General features: G+C 63.9%; 15 protein-coding genes and 1 pseudogene. 5 read left to right on the top strand and 11 right to left on the bottom strand.

What is annotated here, in order from left to right:
• From WBF82_RS10125 to WBF82_RS10110, 4 genes are all read right to left on the bottom strand, one after another.
• On the bottom strand, nucleotides 1–763 hold a 763-nt coding region (locus WBF82_RS10125), incomplete at its 3' end, for an alpha-ketoacid dehydrogenase subunit beta (RefSeq protein ID WP_424382906.1).
• A 4-nt stretch (nucleotides 764–767) separates the two neighbouring features.
• Nucleotides 768–1,706 carry a thiamine pyrophosphate-dependent dehydrogenase E1 component subunit alpha gene (locus WBF82_RS10120; RefSeq protein ID WP_424382907.1) on the bottom strand — a complete coding sequence of 313 codons (939 nt, stop codon included), beginning with the start codon at nucleotides 1,704–1,706 and terminating at the stop codon, nucleotides 768–770.
• A 50-nt stretch (nucleotides 1,707–1,756) separates the two neighbouring features.
• Complete coding sequence (locus tag WBF82_RS10115; RefSeq protein WP_424382905.1) at nucleotides 1,757–2,077, bottom strand: hypothetical protein; 321 nt, start codon at nucleotides 2,075–2,077, stop codon at nucleotides 1,757–1,759.
• A gap of 131 nt (nucleotides 2,078–2,208) precedes the next feature.
• Entirely contained in the window at nucleotides 2,209–3,072 is an 864-nt protein-coding gene (locus WBF82_RS10110) for a mycofactocin-coupled SDR family oxidoreductase (protein WP_424382904.1), read from the bottom strand.
• 235 nt (nucleotides 3,073–3,307) lie between these two features.
• On the opposite strand from WBF82_RS10110, the gene WBF82_RS10105 reads away from it, so the two are divergent.
• Together WBF82_RS10105 and htpG are read left to right on the top strand one after the other, a co-directional pair.
• The gene (locus WBF82_RS10105; RefSeq protein WP_424382903.1) at nucleotides 3,308–4,525 is read left to right on the top strand and encodes a CaiB/BaiF CoA transferase family protein; all 1,218 of its coding nucleotides are present in this window, start codon (nucleotides 3,308–3,310) and stop codon (nucleotides 4,523–4,525) included.
• A 37-nt stretch (nucleotides 4,526–4,562) separates the two neighbouring features.
• Nucleotides 4,563–6,503: a molecular chaperone HtpG gene (htpG, locus tag WBF82_RS10100; RefSeq protein WP_424382902.1), complete on the top strand. Its 1,941-nt coding sequence runs from the start codon at nucleotides 4,563–4,565 to the stop codon at nucleotides 6,501–6,503.
• 4 nt (nucleotides 6,504–6,507) lie between these two features.
• On the opposite strand, the gene WBF82_RS10095 is transcribed toward htpG, so the two are convergent.
• Both WBF82_RS10095 and WBF82_RS10090 read right to left on the bottom strand, forming a co-directional pair.
• The gene (locus tag WBF82_RS10095; protein WP_424382901.1) at nucleotides 6,508–7,758 is read right to left on the bottom strand and encodes an acyl-CoA dehydrogenase family protein; all 1,251 of its coding nucleotides are present in this window, start codon (nucleotides 7,756–7,758) and stop codon (nucleotides 6,508–6,510) included.
• Nucleotides 7,758–8,897 carry an acyl-CoA dehydrogenase family protein gene (locus WBF82_RS10090; protein WP_424382900.1) on the bottom strand — a complete coding sequence of 380 codons (1,140 nt, stop codon included), beginning with the start codon at nucleotides 8,895–8,897 and terminating at the stop codon, nucleotides 7,758–7,760. Before WBF82_RS10090 ends, WBF82_RS10095 begins: the two co-directional genes overlap by 1 nt.
• Nucleotides 8,898–9,038: 141 nt before the next feature.
• Here WBF82_RS10090 and WBF82_RS10085 point away from each other — a divergent pair, with 141 nt between their 5' ends.
• Nucleotides 9,039–9,836 (top strand): hypothetical protein, encoded by a 798-nt coding sequence (locus tag WBF82_RS10085; RefSeq protein WP_424382899.1) that lies wholly within the window; start codon nucleotides 9,039–9,041, stop codon nucleotides 9,834–9,836.
• On the top strand, nucleotides 9,833–10,495 hold the full coding sequence (locus tag WBF82_RS10080; protein ID WP_424382898.1) for a hypothetical protein: 663 nt from the start codon (nucleotides 9,833–9,835) through the stop codon (nucleotides 10,493–10,495). Before WBF82_RS10085 ends, WBF82_RS10080 begins: the two co-directional genes overlap by 4 nt.
• Before the next feature lie 7 nt (nucleotides 10,496–10,502).
• On the opposite strand, the gene WBF82_RS10075 is transcribed toward WBF82_RS10080, so the two are convergent.
• Genes WBF82_RS10075 through WBF82_RS10055 form a run of 5 tightly spaced genes read right to left on the bottom strand, consistent with a single transcriptional unit; the run spans nucleotide 10,503 to nucleotide 14,450 of the window.
• Nucleotides 10,503–11,480 (bottom strand): alpha/beta hydrolase, encoded by a 978-nt coding sequence (locus WBF82_RS10075; protein WP_424382897.1) that lies wholly within the window; start codon nucleotides 11,478–11,480, stop codon nucleotides 10,503–10,505.
• A complete protein-coding gene (locus WBF82_RS10070; RefSeq protein ID WP_424382896.1) occupies nucleotides 11,449–11,895 on the bottom strand; it encodes a hypothetical protein in 447 nt (148 codons plus the stop codon). Before WBF82_RS10070 ends, WBF82_RS10075 begins: the two co-directional genes overlap by 32 nt.
• Nucleotides 11,879–13,051, bottom strand: coding sequence for an amidohydrolase family protein (locus tag WBF82_RS10065; protein WP_424382895.1), 1,173 nt, complete (start codon nucleotides 13,049–13,051; stop codon nucleotides 11,879–11,881). The genes WBF82_RS10070 and WBF82_RS10065 overlap by 17 nt, the downstream gene beginning before the upstream one ends.
• Nucleotides 13,051–14,094 (bottom strand): amidohydrolase family protein, encoded by a 1,044-nt coding sequence (locus WBF82_RS10060; RefSeq protein WP_424382894.1) that lies wholly within the window; start codon nucleotides 14,092–14,094, stop codon nucleotides 13,051–13,053. The genes WBF82_RS10065 and WBF82_RS10060 overlap by 1 nt, the downstream gene beginning before the upstream one ends.
• Nucleotides 14,091–14,450 carry a Rieske (2Fe-2S) protein gene (locus WBF82_RS10055; RefSeq protein ID WP_424382893.1) on the bottom strand — a complete coding sequence of 120 codons (360 nt, stop codon included), beginning with the start codon at nucleotides 14,448–14,450 and terminating at the stop codon, nucleotides 14,091–14,093. Before WBF82_RS10055 ends, WBF82_RS10060 begins: the two co-directional genes overlap by 4 nt.
• 136 nt (nucleotides 14,451–14,586) lie before the next feature.
• Between WBF82_RS10055 and WBF82_RS10050 the strand changes: the two are divergent.
• Nucleotides 14,587–15,351, top strand: a pseudogene (locus WBF82_RS10050) (cytochrome P450); the annotation flags it as partial.

The following is a 15,351-nucleotide window of genomic DNA, read 5'->3' as shown; positions in this document are numbered from 1 at the left end:
TTCGCCGCGCGGATTCGACGATCGTGTCGACGTCGAGCGGAACCAGGGTCCGCAGATCGACGACTTCGGCGCTCACTCCGCGTTCGGCCAACGTCGCCGCCGCCGCGAGGGCCTCGTGCACGCTGCGGCCGTAGCTGATCAAGCTGACGTCGCTGCCGGATCGTTTGATGTCGGCCTGGCCGAGCGGAATTGAGAAACCGGGCTCGACGGGAACGGGTCCCTTTTTGCCTTGCAGACGAATGGTTTCGACGAACAGGCATGGATCCTCGTCGAAGATCGCCGTGGTCAGTAGGCCTTTGCCGTCCCGCGGAGTGGATGGCACGATCACCTTCATCCCCGGGATGTGCATGAACCAGGCCTCCAGGCTCTGCGAATGTGTGGCGCCGGTGGCAAGGCCCGCATACACCTGAGTGCGGACGGTGATCGGCGCGGTGGTGCGGCCGCCGGTCATGAACCGCAGCTTGGCGGCGTTGTTGATCAACTGGTCGGCGGCAATGCCGATGAAATCCATGATCATGATCTCGGCCACCGGCAGCAGCCCGTCGATCGCAGCACCGATTGCCGCGCCGACGATCGCGGCTTCCGAAATCGGGGTGTCCAACACCCGATCGTGGCCGTACTTCGTCGAGAGCCCGGCGGTCGGCCCGGACGCGCCGGGATCGGCGATGTCCTCGCCGAGCAGGAACACTCGGTCGTCCGCGTGCAGCGCCTGATCGAGCGCGAGGTTAAGCGCCTCGCGCATCGTCATCTCTTTCTCGTCCATGTCTTTACACCGGGAACCTGATCGGAGCTGCGTACACGTCTTGGTCGAGTTCGTCGATCGACGGGGAGTCCGCGCCCATCACGGTTTTCAGCGCCGCCTCCACCGCCGCTGCCGCGTCGTTTTCTATGCTGTCGAGCTCATCGGGATCGCAGATGCCGGCATCGGCGAGCTGGTTGCGGAACCGCGGAACCGGATCGGCGTCCATCGCCGCCGACAGCTGATCTTTGGGGATATATGGCATCCGGTCACCGAAATAATGGCCGCGAAAACGAAATGTCACGCACTCGATGAAGGTGGGGCCGTCGCCGGTTCGGGCCCGTCGCAGCGCCTCATCGAGCGCGGCGGCGACGGCCAGCGGGTCGTTGCCGTCGACACGCACCCCTGGCATGCCGTAGCCGGCCGCCCGGTCGGCGACGTGTTCGAGCTTCATCGTGTCGCTGGTCGGCGTCATTTCGGCGTAGAGATTGTTCTGGCACACAAAGACCATCGGCAAATCCCACAGTGCGGCCATGTTGGCCGCTTCATGAAATGAGCCGGTGTTGGTGGCGCCGTCGCCGAAGCTGACCACGGTGACGCGGTCGAGGCCCTTGCGCTTGGCGGCCATCGCCAGACCGACCGCGACCGGTGGTCCGGCGCCGACGATCCCGGTCGAAAGCATCACGCCCTTATCGGGTTTGGCGATATGCATGGTGCCGCCCTTACCCCGGCTGGCGCCGACGGTACGGCCCATCATCTCGCCGTAGATCTCCTCCAGCGGGACGCCCTTACCGAGCAGATCGTGCAACCCGCGGTAGGTGGTAACCAACTGGTCGTCGTCGCGCAGCGACACACCCATCGCCGCAGCGATCGCCTCCTGGCCGCGCGACGGCCAGTACACGCACATGAATTCTCCGGTGCCGATGCCCTTGGAGAGCCGGTCGTCGGCAGTCTTCATCAGCACCATCAGCGCATAGATGCGCTTGAGGGTTGCCGGCGGCAGCTCCGCAGTGGCCGTCACTTTGTGTAAGAGCCGATCTGCCGATAGACCTTGGGAATTGGCGGCGTCTCCATGTTGAGCAGCTCCAGCGACGACATCTTGCCGCTGGCACCCAGCTCCCCCAGTCGCTGGACCACCGAGTCGAGATCGTCACAGTCGAGCTCATAGATCGCGATGAAGGGGCCTTTGCCGTCGGTCGGCGCGAACCGGCGCGCGGACACGATGCCGTCCACCGAGCAGATCTCCGCCAGATGCGTGTCGTTGTACCACGTGTGGTATTCCGCCTCGCGGTCCGGCGACACCGGCATCGTCTCCAGGTAGATCATCCCTTTGGGCATGCGCCTACTCCTCCTCATCGCTTCGTCCCCCTCGCCGCTCCGCGGCTGGGGGTGCCCCCACTGCATCGTCGTAGCCGGTCGGCACGCTTACTTCTCCAATTCAGTTAGGGCACAGCTAGATTGACGCAGCCTCATGCGCCTGACCACGGTTTCACCTTGAGAAAACCTCCGGCGTCGACCCGCAGCTGCTGACCGGTGATGTAGCGGGCGGCGTCAGAGGCCAGGAATAGCACCGCCTCGCTGATGTCCTCGGGTTCCACATAGGGCACCGGCATCGCCTGCACCACGGGGAAAACCGGTTCGGCATCTTCGCGTGTCGGATTTTTCAGGTCGGGCCGGAACGCCCGGTACATCGGCGCGCTATGCAGCATGTCGGTGTTGACGTTCGTCGGGTGCACTGCGTTCATCCGGATGGAGAACTTGGCCAGGGCCAGGGCAAAATCGTTGACATAGTGCGCCGCAGCTATTTTCGCGAACGCATATCCCGCTCCCCCGGGACCGCCGTCGATGCCGGTGGTGTTCATCGATGACATGAATGCCGCGTTGGATCCGATCACAATGACCGAGGCGCCGGCCTGCAAATGTTTGAGGCTCGAGTGCACGAGGTTGAGCACGCCGACAAGATCGACGTCCACTGCGTCGGCGAAGGCCTGGGGTGGCAAGCCCGCAGTCAGCGGGCAGATCCCTGCGTTGGCGACCACGATGTCGAGATGACCTAGCTCGGCGACGCCCCGATCGATTGCCGCTGAGAGGGCGGCCCGGTCGCGGACGTCGGCAATCTCGGTGACGGCGCGCTGTCCCTCCTTCTCGACGAGCCGCGCGGTTTCGTCGAGGTCCTCCGGACGGGCCAGCGGGTATTCATTGGTTTCGATGTCTGCACATAAGTCGACCGCGATGATGTCGGCGCCCTCGGCGGCGAGCATTCGGGCATGCGAGCGACCCTGACCCCGCGCGGCTCCGCTGACCACCGCTACCTTGCCCATCACTCTGCCCATCGCCGGTCCTTTCTCAGCGCTCCGAATACAGGCGAACCATCCTGGGGCTCATGATTTTTCACGCGACTACCGGGAAGACCTGACGGGGCGCTGACCCGGCCATCAGTTGGGACCGGACGAGCGTTCGACTCCATCGCATCTCTTCCACGACGCTGCGTCGTTGCAGTACAGGCTGACAAATACCTATAGTATCTATACTACCTAAAATAGAAAAGACACCGAAAAGAGTGGTCGTATGTCAGGCGTGCTCAGTGGCGTCCGGGTGGTCGAGCTCGCTTCGTGGACGTATGTACCCGCAGCCGGTGTCGCGCTGGCCGACTGGGGCGCCGAGGTCATCAAGGTTGAGAGCATCATTGGTGATCCCGGCCGAGCGCTCGTCGTCGGAGGTTTCACGCGGCAGGCGGCACGCGCCGACACCGACTTCATCCTTGAGCTGAGCAACCGCGGAAAACGCAGCATCGCACTGGATCTCAAGAGTGAGGCTGGCCGGGAATTCTTCGGCCGACTGCTGGCAGAGGCCGACGTGTTTCTGACCAATTGGCTTCCGGCGGCGCTGGAGCGGGCACGGCTGACGGTCGAGGACATCCGCAGGTTCAACCCGAACATCATCATCGCGCGCGGAACGGGCTTGGGGGTGCGCGGTCCCGACCGCGACCGGGGCGGGTTCGACGCCGCCACGTATTTAGCGCGCGGTGGTGTCGCCTACACGCTGACACCGTTCGGCACCGAAAACCCAGCCGTGCAGGGCCCGGCGTTCGGCGACCTGCAGGCGGGGATCACCCTGGCCGGTGGCGTCTGCGCAGCGCTGTTCCACCGCGAGCGCACCGGCGAGCCAACGGTCGTCGATTCGTCGCTGCTGGCCCAGGCGATGTGGAGCATCGCGCCGTCTATTTGTGTCGCCGACCTCTTCGGCATCGACGGCATACCCGGAGCGCCGCCGGGGTTGGCGATGAACCCCCTGGTCAACCGCTACAAAACCAAGGACGACCGGTGGATCCAGATGGTCTTCCTGCAGCCGGACAAGTTCTGGGCCGGGTTCTGCCAGCGAATCGGGCTACCCGAGCTGGCCACAGACGAGCGCTTCGTGCCGTCGTCGAACCTGGTCGCCAACGCCGCCGAAGCGACCGCCCTGATCGGCGCCAAGTTCGCCGAGCACGACCTGGAGCACTGGCGGCAAGCGCTGGCCGATGAGCCCGGGGTGTGGGCGCCGCTGGCCACCCCGCGAGAGGCGCTCAACGACCCGCAGAGCAAACCCAACGGCTACCTGATCACCAACGTCGATGATCAGGGTGTCGAATACGAAATGGTAGCTGCACCAGTGCAGTTCGATGAAACGCCACCCGGCCCGGGACGCGCGCCCGAACACGGCCAGCACACCGAAGAGGTTCTGCTCGAGCTCGGCTTCGACTGGGACGACATCGCCAAGGCCAAAGACAGCGGGGCGATACTGTAGCCTGCCCCTCGAATGCGATCTGGTAGAGGGGAATCTCATGACTGCGGGCGTAGAGCAGCTGGAGTTTCAAGCCGAGGCACGGCAACTGCTGGACCTGATGGTCCACTCGGTCTACTCCGACAAGGATTCATTTTTGCGGGAGTTGATCTCAAACGCTTCCGATGCGCTGGACAAGCTGCGGATCGAGGCGTTCCGGAACAAGGACCTGCACGTCGAGACCTCCGATCTGCATATCGAGATCGAGGCAGATAAGGATGCGCGGACCCTCACCGTTCGCGATAACGGCATCGGCATGACGCGCGCCGAGGTCGTCGATTTGATCGGCACCCTGGCCAAGTCGGGCACCGCCGAGTTGCGCCAGCAATTGCGCGAAGCCCAGACCGCTAAAAACGCAGCGGTTTCTGAAGAACTGATCGGCCAGTTCGGTATCGGGTTCTACTCCACGTTCATGGTGGCCGACAAGGTCGAGCTGCTCACGCACAAGGCCGGCGAGAGCGAGGCCACCAAGTGGGAGTCCAGCGGCGATGGCACGTACACCATCGCGACGGTCGACGATGCGCCACAGGGAACGTCGGTCACCCTACATCTCAAGCCGGTCGACGCCGAGGACGCGCTGCACGATTACACCTCGGAGTGGAAGATCAGGACGCTGGTCAAGAAGTACTCCGACTTCATCGCATGGCCCATTCGGATGGAGGTCGAAAAGCGCATTGCGGCCGCGGAAGAGGGTGGCGACGAGACCGTCACAACAGAGGTCGAGACCCTCAACTCAGGCAAAGCGCTGTGGGCCAGGCCCAAAGACGAAGTCTCGGAAGAAGAATACAAGGAGTTCTACAAACACATCGCACACGCCTGGGACGAGCCGCTCGAGGTCATCTCAATGAAGGCCGAGGGCACCTTCGAGTACCAGGCCCTGCTTTTCATCCCGTCGCATGCGCCATTCGACTTATACCAACCGGGCGCCGACATCGGCGTCCAGCTGTACGTCAAGCGCGTCTTCATCATGGGCGATTGCGACGAGCTCATGCCCAGGTATCTGCGCTTCATCAAGGGCGTCGTCGACGCACAAGACCTGTCGCTGAACGTTTCCCGCGAGATCCTGCAACAGGATCGACAGATCAACGCGATCCGGCGTCGTTTGACCAAGAAGGTGCTTTCCACAATCAAGGAGCTGCAGTCCGAGCGGCCGGAGGACTACCGCACATTCTGGGGCCAGTTCGGGATGGTTCTCAAAGAGGGCTTGATGCGGGACTTCGACAACCAAGAGACGTTGCTGCAAATCTCCTCGTTCGCGTCGACGCACAGCGACGACGAACTCACCACCCTCGCCGACTACGTGGAACGGATGAAGGACGGTCAGCAGCAGATCTTCTACGCCACCGGCGAGTCACGGCAGCAGATCCTCAACTCACCGCACCTGGAAGCGTTCAAGGCCAAGGGTTACGAGGTGTTGCTGCTCACCGACGCCGTCGACGAGATCTGGCTGGGGTCGGTGACCGAGTTCGACGGCAAGCCACTGCAGTCGGTGGCCAAGGGCGAGGTGGATCTCGACACCGAGGAGGAGAAGACGGCCCACGAGGCCGAGCGCAAGGAGCGGGAGAAGGATTTCGCCGACCTGCTCACCTGGCTGAAGGAAACCCTGAGCGAGCACGTCAAGGAGGTGCGGCTGTCCACTCGGCTGACCGAGTCGCCGGCCTGCCTGATCACCGACGCCTTCGGCATCACCCCGACGCTCGCCCGCATGTACCGGGCTTCAGGCCAAGACGTTCCGGTCGAGAAGCGGACGTTGGAACTCAACCCGAACCATGCACTGGTCACCGGACTGCAGCAGGCGCATAAAGACCGCGCCGACGACCCGTCGGTTGCTGAAACCGCCGAATTGCTTTACGGCACAGCGCTTCTGGCCGAAGGCGGTACGCCTGAGGATCCGGCTCGGTTCGCTGATTTGCTTGCACAGCGGTTGGCGCGCACGGTATAGACGCTTAGTTGCCGTGCCGCACCTGGCTGAACGGCACACCACGATCGGCGGCGTACTCGCGAGGAAAGTTCAGCACCCGCTCGCCAATGACGTTGCGGGCCAACTCGCTGGTGCCACCGCCAATGCAGACCGCTTGGCGGGATAGGTATCGCAACCCGGTCTGCAGACCCTGCCCTTCTGCGCCGACGACTCCGGCGGTTCCAGTGATTGCCAGCCCGGTGTCCATCTCCAAGGTGACCGTCTCGGCGTGGAAAAGCCGGAGGATGGTTCCGGCGGCAGGCGGCAGTATCCCGTCGCGGACGCTGCGGTAAATGTGGTCGCCCAGTTGGTCGCTGACCGCTCGGTGCACTAATGCTCGTCCGGCTAGCTGTCGGACCCGCTCGTTGTCGGCCTGCCCGATCGTCTCGGCCAGGCGCACATAATTCACAGGTGTCGACCGGCCGCCTTCGCTGCCGCTACCGCTGGCGAATTCCGAACTCCCGCCCACCGCGCGGCGCTCGTGGTAGAGCTGGCGTGAGGCGACCGTCCACCCACCGTTGACCTCGCCGACGACGGCGTCGTCGCCGACGTCGACATCATCGAAGAACTCCTCGCAGAACTCTGTCGACCCGTTCAGCTGAGTGATGCGCCGCAACGTGATTCCCGGATGCTTGATCGGAACCAAGAACATGGTCAGGCCATCGTGCTTTGGCACATCCCAATCAGTGCGGGCCAGGCACAGGCCATAGTCGGCGGCGAATGCGCTGGTGCTCCATGTCTTAGCGCCATTGATCACCCAGCGGTCGCCATCCCGCTCCGCCCGCGTGATCACGCCGGCGAGATCCGATCCGCCGCTGGGCTCCGACAACAGCTGAACCAGCACCTCATCACCGCGCAGCGCCGCGGCGATGTGCTGACGCTTTTGTTCTTCGCTACCCGTGTCGAGCAGCGTCGCACAGCAGATGGTGAACGTGGGCGTGTTGAGGATCAGCGGCATCTCATAGCTGAGGCTCTCCTCGTCGAACACCTGCTGGTACTCGTAGTCCAGCCCAAGACCGCCGTACTCCCGAGGAAAGCAGATTCCGGCGAATCCGGCGTCATACAAACGCTTTTGCAGCTCGCGAGCCCGCTGCCAACAGCGGTCCTCATCGCGGTGGGCAGCCGGCGGATGCGCGGGGTCGATCGGCGGCATGCTTTCGGCCAGCCAGGCTCTCGCCCGGGCACGGAAGTCATCGATGCTTTCGACGTCCGCGGATGTCGTCTGGGCCTCGGTCATCAGGCCGACCTGGAGCCTTCCTGCCACTGGTACACCCGCAGGTTATGCTCTTCGGGCGTGCCGAACATGGACCGGTACAAGGCAACCCGCCGCAAGTACAGATGCAGATCGTGTTCCCAGGTGACCCCGATGCCCCCGTGCATCTGCACACAGCCTTGGACGATTTCGGGTGACATTTCCCCGACATACGACTTCGCGATGCTGGCTGACAAACCGGCATCGGGCGAACGGGCGGATACGGCGGCCACCGCTGCGGCCGTCGTTGCCCGGCATGCCTCCAACCACATCTTCATATCTGCGAAGTGGTGCTTGAGTGCTTGATAGGACGCCAGCGGGCGGCCAAAGGTGTGCCGGTCCAACGCCCATGCGACGGTGAAGTCGAAAACTGTTTGCAGAATGCCGACTACCTCGGCGCACTGGAGCACCTGCGCGACCTGGCTCTGACGGTCGATCAATTCGGCGGTCTCGGCAGCGCCGCCGACGGCCGCGCTGCGCTCGACGTCCACACCATCGAAATGCACGCGGGCGTATTGCTTGACGAGATCGACCGACTGCTGCGGCTCGATCTGCACGCCCGAGGCGTTGGTGGGCACCAAGAACTGGCGCACGCCGTCGTCGCCTCGCGCCACGACAAGCAGCACGCCGCTCTGGGCTCCCGCCTCCACACGATCTTTGACACCGTCGATGTGGTAACCCGAATCAGTCTCCGTGAAGGTCACCGACGCCTGATGAGGCGCCCACCCGTGGCCCGGCTCGTAGACGGCCCACGAGGCCACCGTTTCACCGGAGATCAGCGACTCGATGGTGGCCGCATGGGCCTGCCGCTCAGCGCAGTCCACCAGCCCCGCGAGCACCGTGCTGACCGGGTACAGCGGCCCCGGCGCTACCGTCTTTCCGAGTTGTTCGGCGACCATCGCCAGATCGGCGAGGCCATCGTCCGAGACGCTGCCGCCGCCTAGTTCCTCGGGGACCAGCAACCCCGTCCAACCCAGCTCAGCGGCCCGCCGCCACCAGGATTGGTCGAATGAGACGCCCGCCGCGTGCAGCTCCCGCACCCGGCTCAGCGGAACCTCTTTTTGCAGAAAAGCTTGGGTGGTGGAGGCGAAGAGTATCTTTTCGGGGGAATCGACGGCGGTCATGATGTTGGCTGGACCTTCCATGGCCTTTCGTGCGATTCGATCCCAGTCGGAGTTCACTGGTGCCTCCGATGGTAGCAATGAGCAATACCGTAAGAGATACCGGAGTTCAGTCGATAATGACGTCGAGAAGCTGTAGTCGCCATGGCTGAGGCAGGCAAAGAGCCGCAGGATTCTGCCGAGGCGAAGGCCGACGCGATCGCGTTGGCCGAGCAAGCCGAGGCAGAAGCCGCCGAGGCAGAAGCGCTGGCGGCGGCGGCGCGCGCCCGCGCCCGGGCCATCAAATTGCGGCGTGAGGCACAGGCGCAGGCTGAGCAGGAAGCCGACGAGACCACCGCGGCCGCCGAACCCGCAAAAGGGCCCAAGGCACCAGAGGCAACGGAGCCTGCCGAGGCGGCGGAGTCACCCGCGACGCCGAGCGAACCGACCCGGCGGCGATTGCGGGTGCCGAGCGTATCCACGAGATATTCCAGGCTGCTCACCGCGGCCGCCATCGTCGCGATCTGCGGTCTGCTCGCAGCGAGCGGCTGGATGCTCTGGCATCACCACACCGTGCTCGACGAACGCCAGCGATCCGCAGCGTTCACCGCAGCCGCCAAGCAAGGCGTAATCAACCTGACCTCACTGGACTTCAACAAGGCCAAGGAAGACGTCCAACGGGTACTCGACAGCTCCACCGGCGAATTCCGGGACGACTTCCAGCGTCGCGCCGACGATTTCGAATCGGTGGTAAAGGATTCCAAGGCGGTCACCGAAGGCTCGGTCGCGGCCACCGCGGTTGAGTCGATGGGTAAGGACACCGCAGTCGTCCTGGTGCTGGCCAACGAGCGCGTCACCAATTCGGCTGGCGCCAAAGATGATCCACGAGCGTTCCGGTTCCGGGTATCAGTGGTCCGCGACGGCGATCAACTGAAGATTTCGAAAGTTGAGTTCGTGCTATGAGCCGCGATGCTGACGACAAAACCGAGCAGCAAACGGTCGAGGCCGCGTCCGACCTGGAGCCCAGCGACGGGGTAGAAATCGACAAGACCGCGGGCGCCACCGACGAAGCGCACCAGGACGACGACACGAGCACGCCCGACACGACGTCGCTCCTCGGCGACGAGGTCACAAGCCGCCGCCTCAAAATTGTCCCGGTCGTTCTCGCTCCGCTGCTGTTGGCATCCGGCGCGTTGACGGCGTGGCTGTACGTCGCTCAGTATCGGCCCGACGTGCAGACAGACGCGGCGGTCGCGCAAGGCGCGATCAACGCCGCGCGCGACGGGACCGTCGCCCTGCTGTCCTACAAACCAGACACCCTCAACCAGGACTTCGCCGCTGCCAAATCCCATCTCACCGGGGACTTCTTGAACTACTACGACCAGTTCACCAAGCAGATCGTGACGCCGGCCGCCAAGGAAAAGGCGCTGACCACCACCGCTCAAGTGGTTGGTGCAGCGGCGTCCGAACTGCATCCGGATTCAGCGGTCGTGTTGCTCTTCGTCAACCAAGCCACCACCAGCAAAGACCGACCCGATCCGGCGATGGCGTCGAGCAGCGTGCTGGTGTCGTTGACGAAGCTGCATGGCAACTGGCTGATCACCAAGTTCCAGCCGATCTGACCTGAAGCTAAAACTGGATGGCGAACGAGCGGCGAAGCACCTGAGCGTGCAGCGCGACACTTTCTCGAGAGACGACCCATTCCGGCACCACTGAATCGAAGCCGTGAAATGTCGCCGCGACGACGTGCAATTCGGTGTGCACGTAAGCGTGCAGCAGCCGGTTGGCGTAGTCGATGGCTTCGTCGCGACACGGGTCGATCTCCGCGCAACTGATGAACGCGGGCGGCAGCCCTTCCAAGTTCGCTCGGTGGGCCGGCACGAATTGCGCCGTCGCCGCGCTGTGACCGAGATAGTGGCCCCATGCGCGACTCACTGCTGGCCCGTTCAGCCCCGGGGTGCGCTGAAATTCCCTTCGCGACGGCGTCGCGTCGGCGTCGAGCATCGGCTGGTGCAGCACTTGGGCCAGGATCGGCGGACCCTCCTGGTCGAACATGCGCTGGGCCAATGCGGCGGCCAACGCCGCGCCGGCGTCGCGGCCCATCACCACCACGCGGGTGCCGTCCGCGCCAAGGCGGGCGCTGTTCTCGACGGCGTAGCGAAACGCTGCTTCGACGTCGTCGAGCGCTTCCGGACACGGGTGCTCTGGGGCAAGCCGGTAGTCGACCGAGACGACAAGACAACCAGCCGCGCGCGCCAGGTCCACGCAGTGCGCATGGTCGGTATCAAGGTTGCCGGTCACGAAACCGCCGCCGTGGGCGTACAGCGCCAACGGAGCTGCCGATTTGGTCAGGCCGCGATAGAGGCGTAACCCAAGCCGCCGGTCCCCCGGTCCAGTGATCGCGCGGTCTTCGATCTCAACGCTGCCGGTGTCGACGGCCGCCGCGCGCTCGGCCGCCTGCTGATCGGCACGCTCGCGCTCGGCAGGTAGCGACTCCGCACGGAATTCCACGATGTCCAGGCCGGCCGCGGCGTCGCGTAACGCCGGATCAATGCGACCCAGTTTTCCAGGCCCCCTAGGCTTCGCGCGGTCGGTCTCGATCGTCATGGTCATCAAAGTAGACCTGTGACTCCATGTGGTGAAAAATGCGGTATCGTTCGCCGCGCTGCACCACCAGCCAGGTGATCCAACTGCTCCCGGTGTGCTCGACGTCGGATTCGCGCCCGGTGACGTTCCATCGGCTGAACACGACGCAGCGCGCGAAGCCGTCGGCGAGCAGATCGGCCGACCGCAGCTCCGACGACACCGACGCGCGCTTGAGCCGCCCGGCGATCCGCGCCCAGTGCCGGTCGAGTTCGTCGGCGCCGATCAGCGGCATCGCGTACTCGTCGCCGATATACACCGGCTGCGGTGTCTCGTCTTCCCAAAGGTCGGCAATTCCCGCGAAGTCGAGGGCCGACCACATTGCGTCGTAGTCAGCGACTAGCGCGGCCAGCCGGGTCGCCTCACTCGGAAGTGGCACCGACGGCCGGCTGTTCGCCCGGCAAAGCTTTAACCGTGGCCGGCAACCCATACAGGGCCGTCGCGTTGCCGCGCATGATCCGCTCGCGCTGTGGCGCGGGGAATCGGTTGATCGCGTAGTCCGGCGAGTCGTAGCTCCAATGCGGATAGTCGGTCGAGAACATCAGATTGTCGCCGAGGTCCATCATTTCCAGATACTCGCGGAACTGGACGGTATCGGCGTCTTCCAGCGGCTGGGTGGTGAACCGGACGTGTTCGCGGACATACTCCGACGGCCTGCGCCGGACGTGCGGCAGGTCGCCGCGGCGGGCTTCCCAGATCCGGTCCATTCGCCACATCACCGGCATCGCCCAGGTGAAACCACCCTCGATGAACACCACCCGCAGCTCGGGGTGCCGATCGAAGGCACCGTCGAACACCAGGCTCATCAAGTGCGCGACGTACAGCAGAGGCCAGGAGGCGAAGAAATCGTGCCAGTGCGCCGGATTGCCGACGGGGTAAAGCGGAATCAGCTCGAACGGGGTCTGCCCCATCAGGTGGGTGGCCACTGGAAGCCCGTTTCGCGATGCAGCCTCATACAGCGGATCGAAATGTGGTCTGCCGAAAGGGATTCCGCGGGTTTGCGGTGTCATCAGCACCTGCGCCATGTACGGATGACCCGCCCACCGCTCAACTTCGCGCGCCGCCTGTTCCGGGGTCTGTGCGCTGACGCTGATCGACCCGCGCCAGCGGCCGTGCGCGTTGTTGTGGTCCAGCCAGACGTCGGCGAGCCAGTCGTTGTAGGTCGACTTCAAGACGTGCTCGGCCTGCGGCAACTGCGCGTCACACATCGGTTCCAGCGACGCGATGCTCACCCCGGCGTCGACCAGCAGTTGTTTGGCGGCGTAATCCGGGTCGCTGCCGGCGACCCCGCCGCCGGGCGGCCACGAGTCCACCCGCAGCGACGACGTCTTGTACGAGTCCGGTGTGTCGTAAAAGTGTGGCACTGGCGTAACCGCATTGCCGGTCGGCCAGATCTTGTCCACCCAGTCCGCGGGCGCATACGACTTGAGCACATCGCCCGAGACGGGCAGCGGGTGGACGTCGGTGTCGACAATGGTGACCGCTATTTCCTTTTCCTGCTGGGTCGACGGCTCGACCCGTTCGATCGTGGTCATCAGGCACGCTCCTTAACTGCAAGCCCGTAGAGCTCGCTGGCGTTTTGCCACAACACCTTGTCGCATTGTGCGCCGTCGAGACCTGCGGCCGCCATGTCCGGCGGTGACGTCGACCAGTGTGGGTATCCCGACCCGTACATCAGCAGGTCCGCCTTGCCGGAGAACTCCATCCAGCGCTGCATCTGACCGGCATCGGTAGGCCCGTCGAAGGCCGATGAACAGAACCGGACATGGCCGGGCAGGTATTCACTGGGATAGCGGTCCACCCACGGGGTCTGGTCGCGCATCGACAACCAGAAGGTGTCCAGCCGCCACATCAGCGGGGTGAGGATGTCGTAGCCGCCGTCGGCGAAGACGAACCTCAGGTCGGGGTGTCGGCCGAAGACACCCTCGACAATGAGCGTGGCGAGGTGGACGAAGTAGTTGAGCGGCATGAACGCCGCATAGCCCGGATAGGTGTCGGCATGGCCGGCGAAGGTCGGCGGATAGTCGACGCCGTTGCCGCCGTTGATGTGGACGGCCACCGGAAGCCGATGGGCGGCGGCGGCCTCCCAGATCGGCTCGAACATCGGTTTGCCATACGGCTCGCGGGACTGCATCGGGACGCCGATCTGGACAAGCTTGGGATGTGCGGCAAGGCGTTCGATTTCGGCGACCGCGCCCTTGGGGTCTTCAGGATTGACCCGGATGGTGCCGCGGTAACGGCCGGTGGCGTCGGGCTCCAGCCATCGGTCGAGCAGCCAGTCGTTGACCGCGGCGCAAATTCGACTATTGAGCAGATAGTCGGCAATGTTGCCGCGGGTCAACGGGTTCAAGATGGCGTACTGCACGCTCGCATCGTCGAAGAGATGGCGGGCGACGGTTTCCGGATCAGAGCCTGGATAGTGCGCGCCGTAGAGGTCGCGGCGGTAGTCGCCGCCAGGGGCTTGATACCACTGCTGTTCGACGTCGGGAATCGCCCGCAGTCGGTGGGCATCAGGCAGGTAGCGCCGGATTTCGGCGTTAGTGGCGAAATGCGGCTGAACGTTGGCGTCGATAATCATGCCGTCAGAAACACCTCGCCATCGCTGACGTCGACCTGGTAGGTACGGATGCGTCGTCGGGGATCGGCGATGTTGCAGCCCGTAGTGATGTCGAATTCCCAATTGTGCCAAGGGCACCGAACGATCTGCCCTTCGCGGGTGCGCTTCAGACCGTCCGGCGCGTCGGGGTCGACTTCGTTGGTTCCTCCGATGTAGCCCAGGCACAAGGGCGCGCCCTCATGTGAGCAGTAATTGACGATCGCGTGCATAGACCCCTGCACGTTGTACACACCCACCCCGAACTTCCCGACATCGACCAGCTTCATCGTGCCCGGCGGCAAGTCGTCCAGGGAGCAAACCAATCGGCGTTTGAGCACAGCCGGATCACCGCCTCTCCACTGATCGCGCAGCTCAATACTGTTCCCATTACGGTAGACACCACAAGCCGTTGGGCTTCGTTGCTATTTATATTATGATAGCGATAATCCACGGCTGCTCTGAAGGGAGCGCTGAATGACGCTCAGCACCGACCCCGACGGTCAACCCGTCACCCTCGACTTCACCGGTGAAACCAGCCCTTATCCGTTCTTCGAATACATGAGGCAAACCGATCCGGTCTGGCACGGTGCCCTGGCGGACCACACGCAGATGCCCGAGGAATTACGGCCGGACGACGAGTGGGTGTTGTTCGGTTACGACGGCGTCTTTCAGGCGTTCCGCGATGACCGGATCTTCACCTCGGCCGCCTACGAGAAGACGATCGGGCTGGTGATGGGCCACACCATCTTGGCTATGGGCGGCAAAGAACATCACGATCACCGCAGCTTGGTGGCCAAGGCATTTCGTGCTACCGCGCTGGAACGCTGGGAACCGTCAGTCATCGGGCCGGTGTGCGATCAGCTGATCGACGAGATCAAGAACGATGGGCACGCAGATCTCGTGAAGGCCCTGACATTCGAATTTCCGACCCGGATCATCTCGGCATTGCTCGGACTGCCCCCAGAGGACCTCGACTTATTCCGGCGGCTCTCGCTGGATCTGATCTCGATTCCGACCGACATTATGGCGGGGTTGAACGCGGCGAACGAGTTGCAGGGGTACTTCCTCGAACAGGTCGAACAGCGTCGCCGCAAGCTAACCGACGACATCATCGGTGACCTCGTTGCCGCCGAGATCGACGGCGAGAAACTCACCGACGAGGCCATCATCGCGTTCCTGCGTCTGTTGTTGCCCGCCGGCTTGGAGACCACGTATCGCTCGTCGGGCAACCTGTTGTAC

The sequence above is a fragment of the Mycobacterium sp. genome (genome assembly GCF_049673265.1).
Lineage (GTDB): Bacteria > Actinomycetota > Actinomycetes > Mycobacteriales > Mycobacteriaceae > Mycobacterium.
This window is presented reverse-complemented; position numbering and strand designations above follow the sequence as displayed.

What these genes read in the sequence shown, in the direction of transcription:
- WBF82_RS10095 (WP_424382901.1), bottom strand. Translation starts at nt 7,758, where the DNA reads ATGACCGAGGCCCAGACGACATCCGCGGACGTCGAAAGCATCGATGAC.
- htpG (WP_424382902.1), top strand. Translation starts at nt 4,563, where the DNA reads ATGACTGCGGGCGTAGAGCAGCTGGAGTTTCAAGCCGAGGCACGGCAA.
- WBF82_RS10120 (WP_424382907.1), bottom strand. Translation starts at nt 1,706, where the DNA reads ATGGTGCTGATGAAGACTGCCGACGACCGGCTCTCCAAGGGCATCGGC.
- WBF82_RS10085 (WP_424382899.1), top strand. Translation starts at nt 9,039, where the DNA reads ATGGCTGAGGCAGGCAAAGAGCCGCAGGATTCTGCCGAGGCGAAGGCC.
- WBF82_RS10080 (WP_424382898.1), top strand. Translation starts at nt 9,833, where the DNA reads ATGAGCCGCGATGCTGACGACAAAACCGAGCAGCAAACGGTCGAGGCC.
- WBF82_RS10075 (WP_424382897.1), bottom strand. Translation starts at nt 11,480, where the DNA reads ATGACGATCGAGACCGACCGCGCGAAGCCTAGGGGGCCTGGAAAACTG.
- WBF82_RS10105 (WP_424382903.1), top strand. Translation starts at nt 3,308, where the DNA reads ATGTCAGGCGTGCTCAGTGGCGTCCGGGTGGTCGAGCTCGCTTCGTGG.
- WBF82_RS10090 (WP_424382900.1), bottom strand. Translation starts at nt 8,897, where the DNA reads ATGACCGCCGTCGATTCCCCCGAAAAGATACTCTTCGCCTCCACCACC.
- WBF82_RS10110 (WP_424382904.1), bottom strand. Translation starts at nt 3,072, where the DNA reads ATGGGCAGAGTGATGGGCAAGGTAGCGGTGGTCAGCGGAGCCGCGCGG.
- WBF82_RS10115 (WP_424382905.1), bottom strand. Translation starts at nt 2,077, where the DNA reads ATGCCCAAAGGGATGATCTACCTGGAGACGATGCCGGTGTCGCCGGAC.
- WBF82_RS10060 (WP_424382894.1), bottom strand. Translation starts at nt 14,094, where the DNA reads ATGATTATCGACGCCAACGTTCAGCCGCATTTCGCCACTAACGCCGAA.
- WBF82_RS10065 (WP_424382895.1), bottom strand. Translation starts at nt 13,051, where the DNA reads ATGACCACGATCGAACGGGTCGAGCCGTCGACCCAGCAGGAAAAGGAA.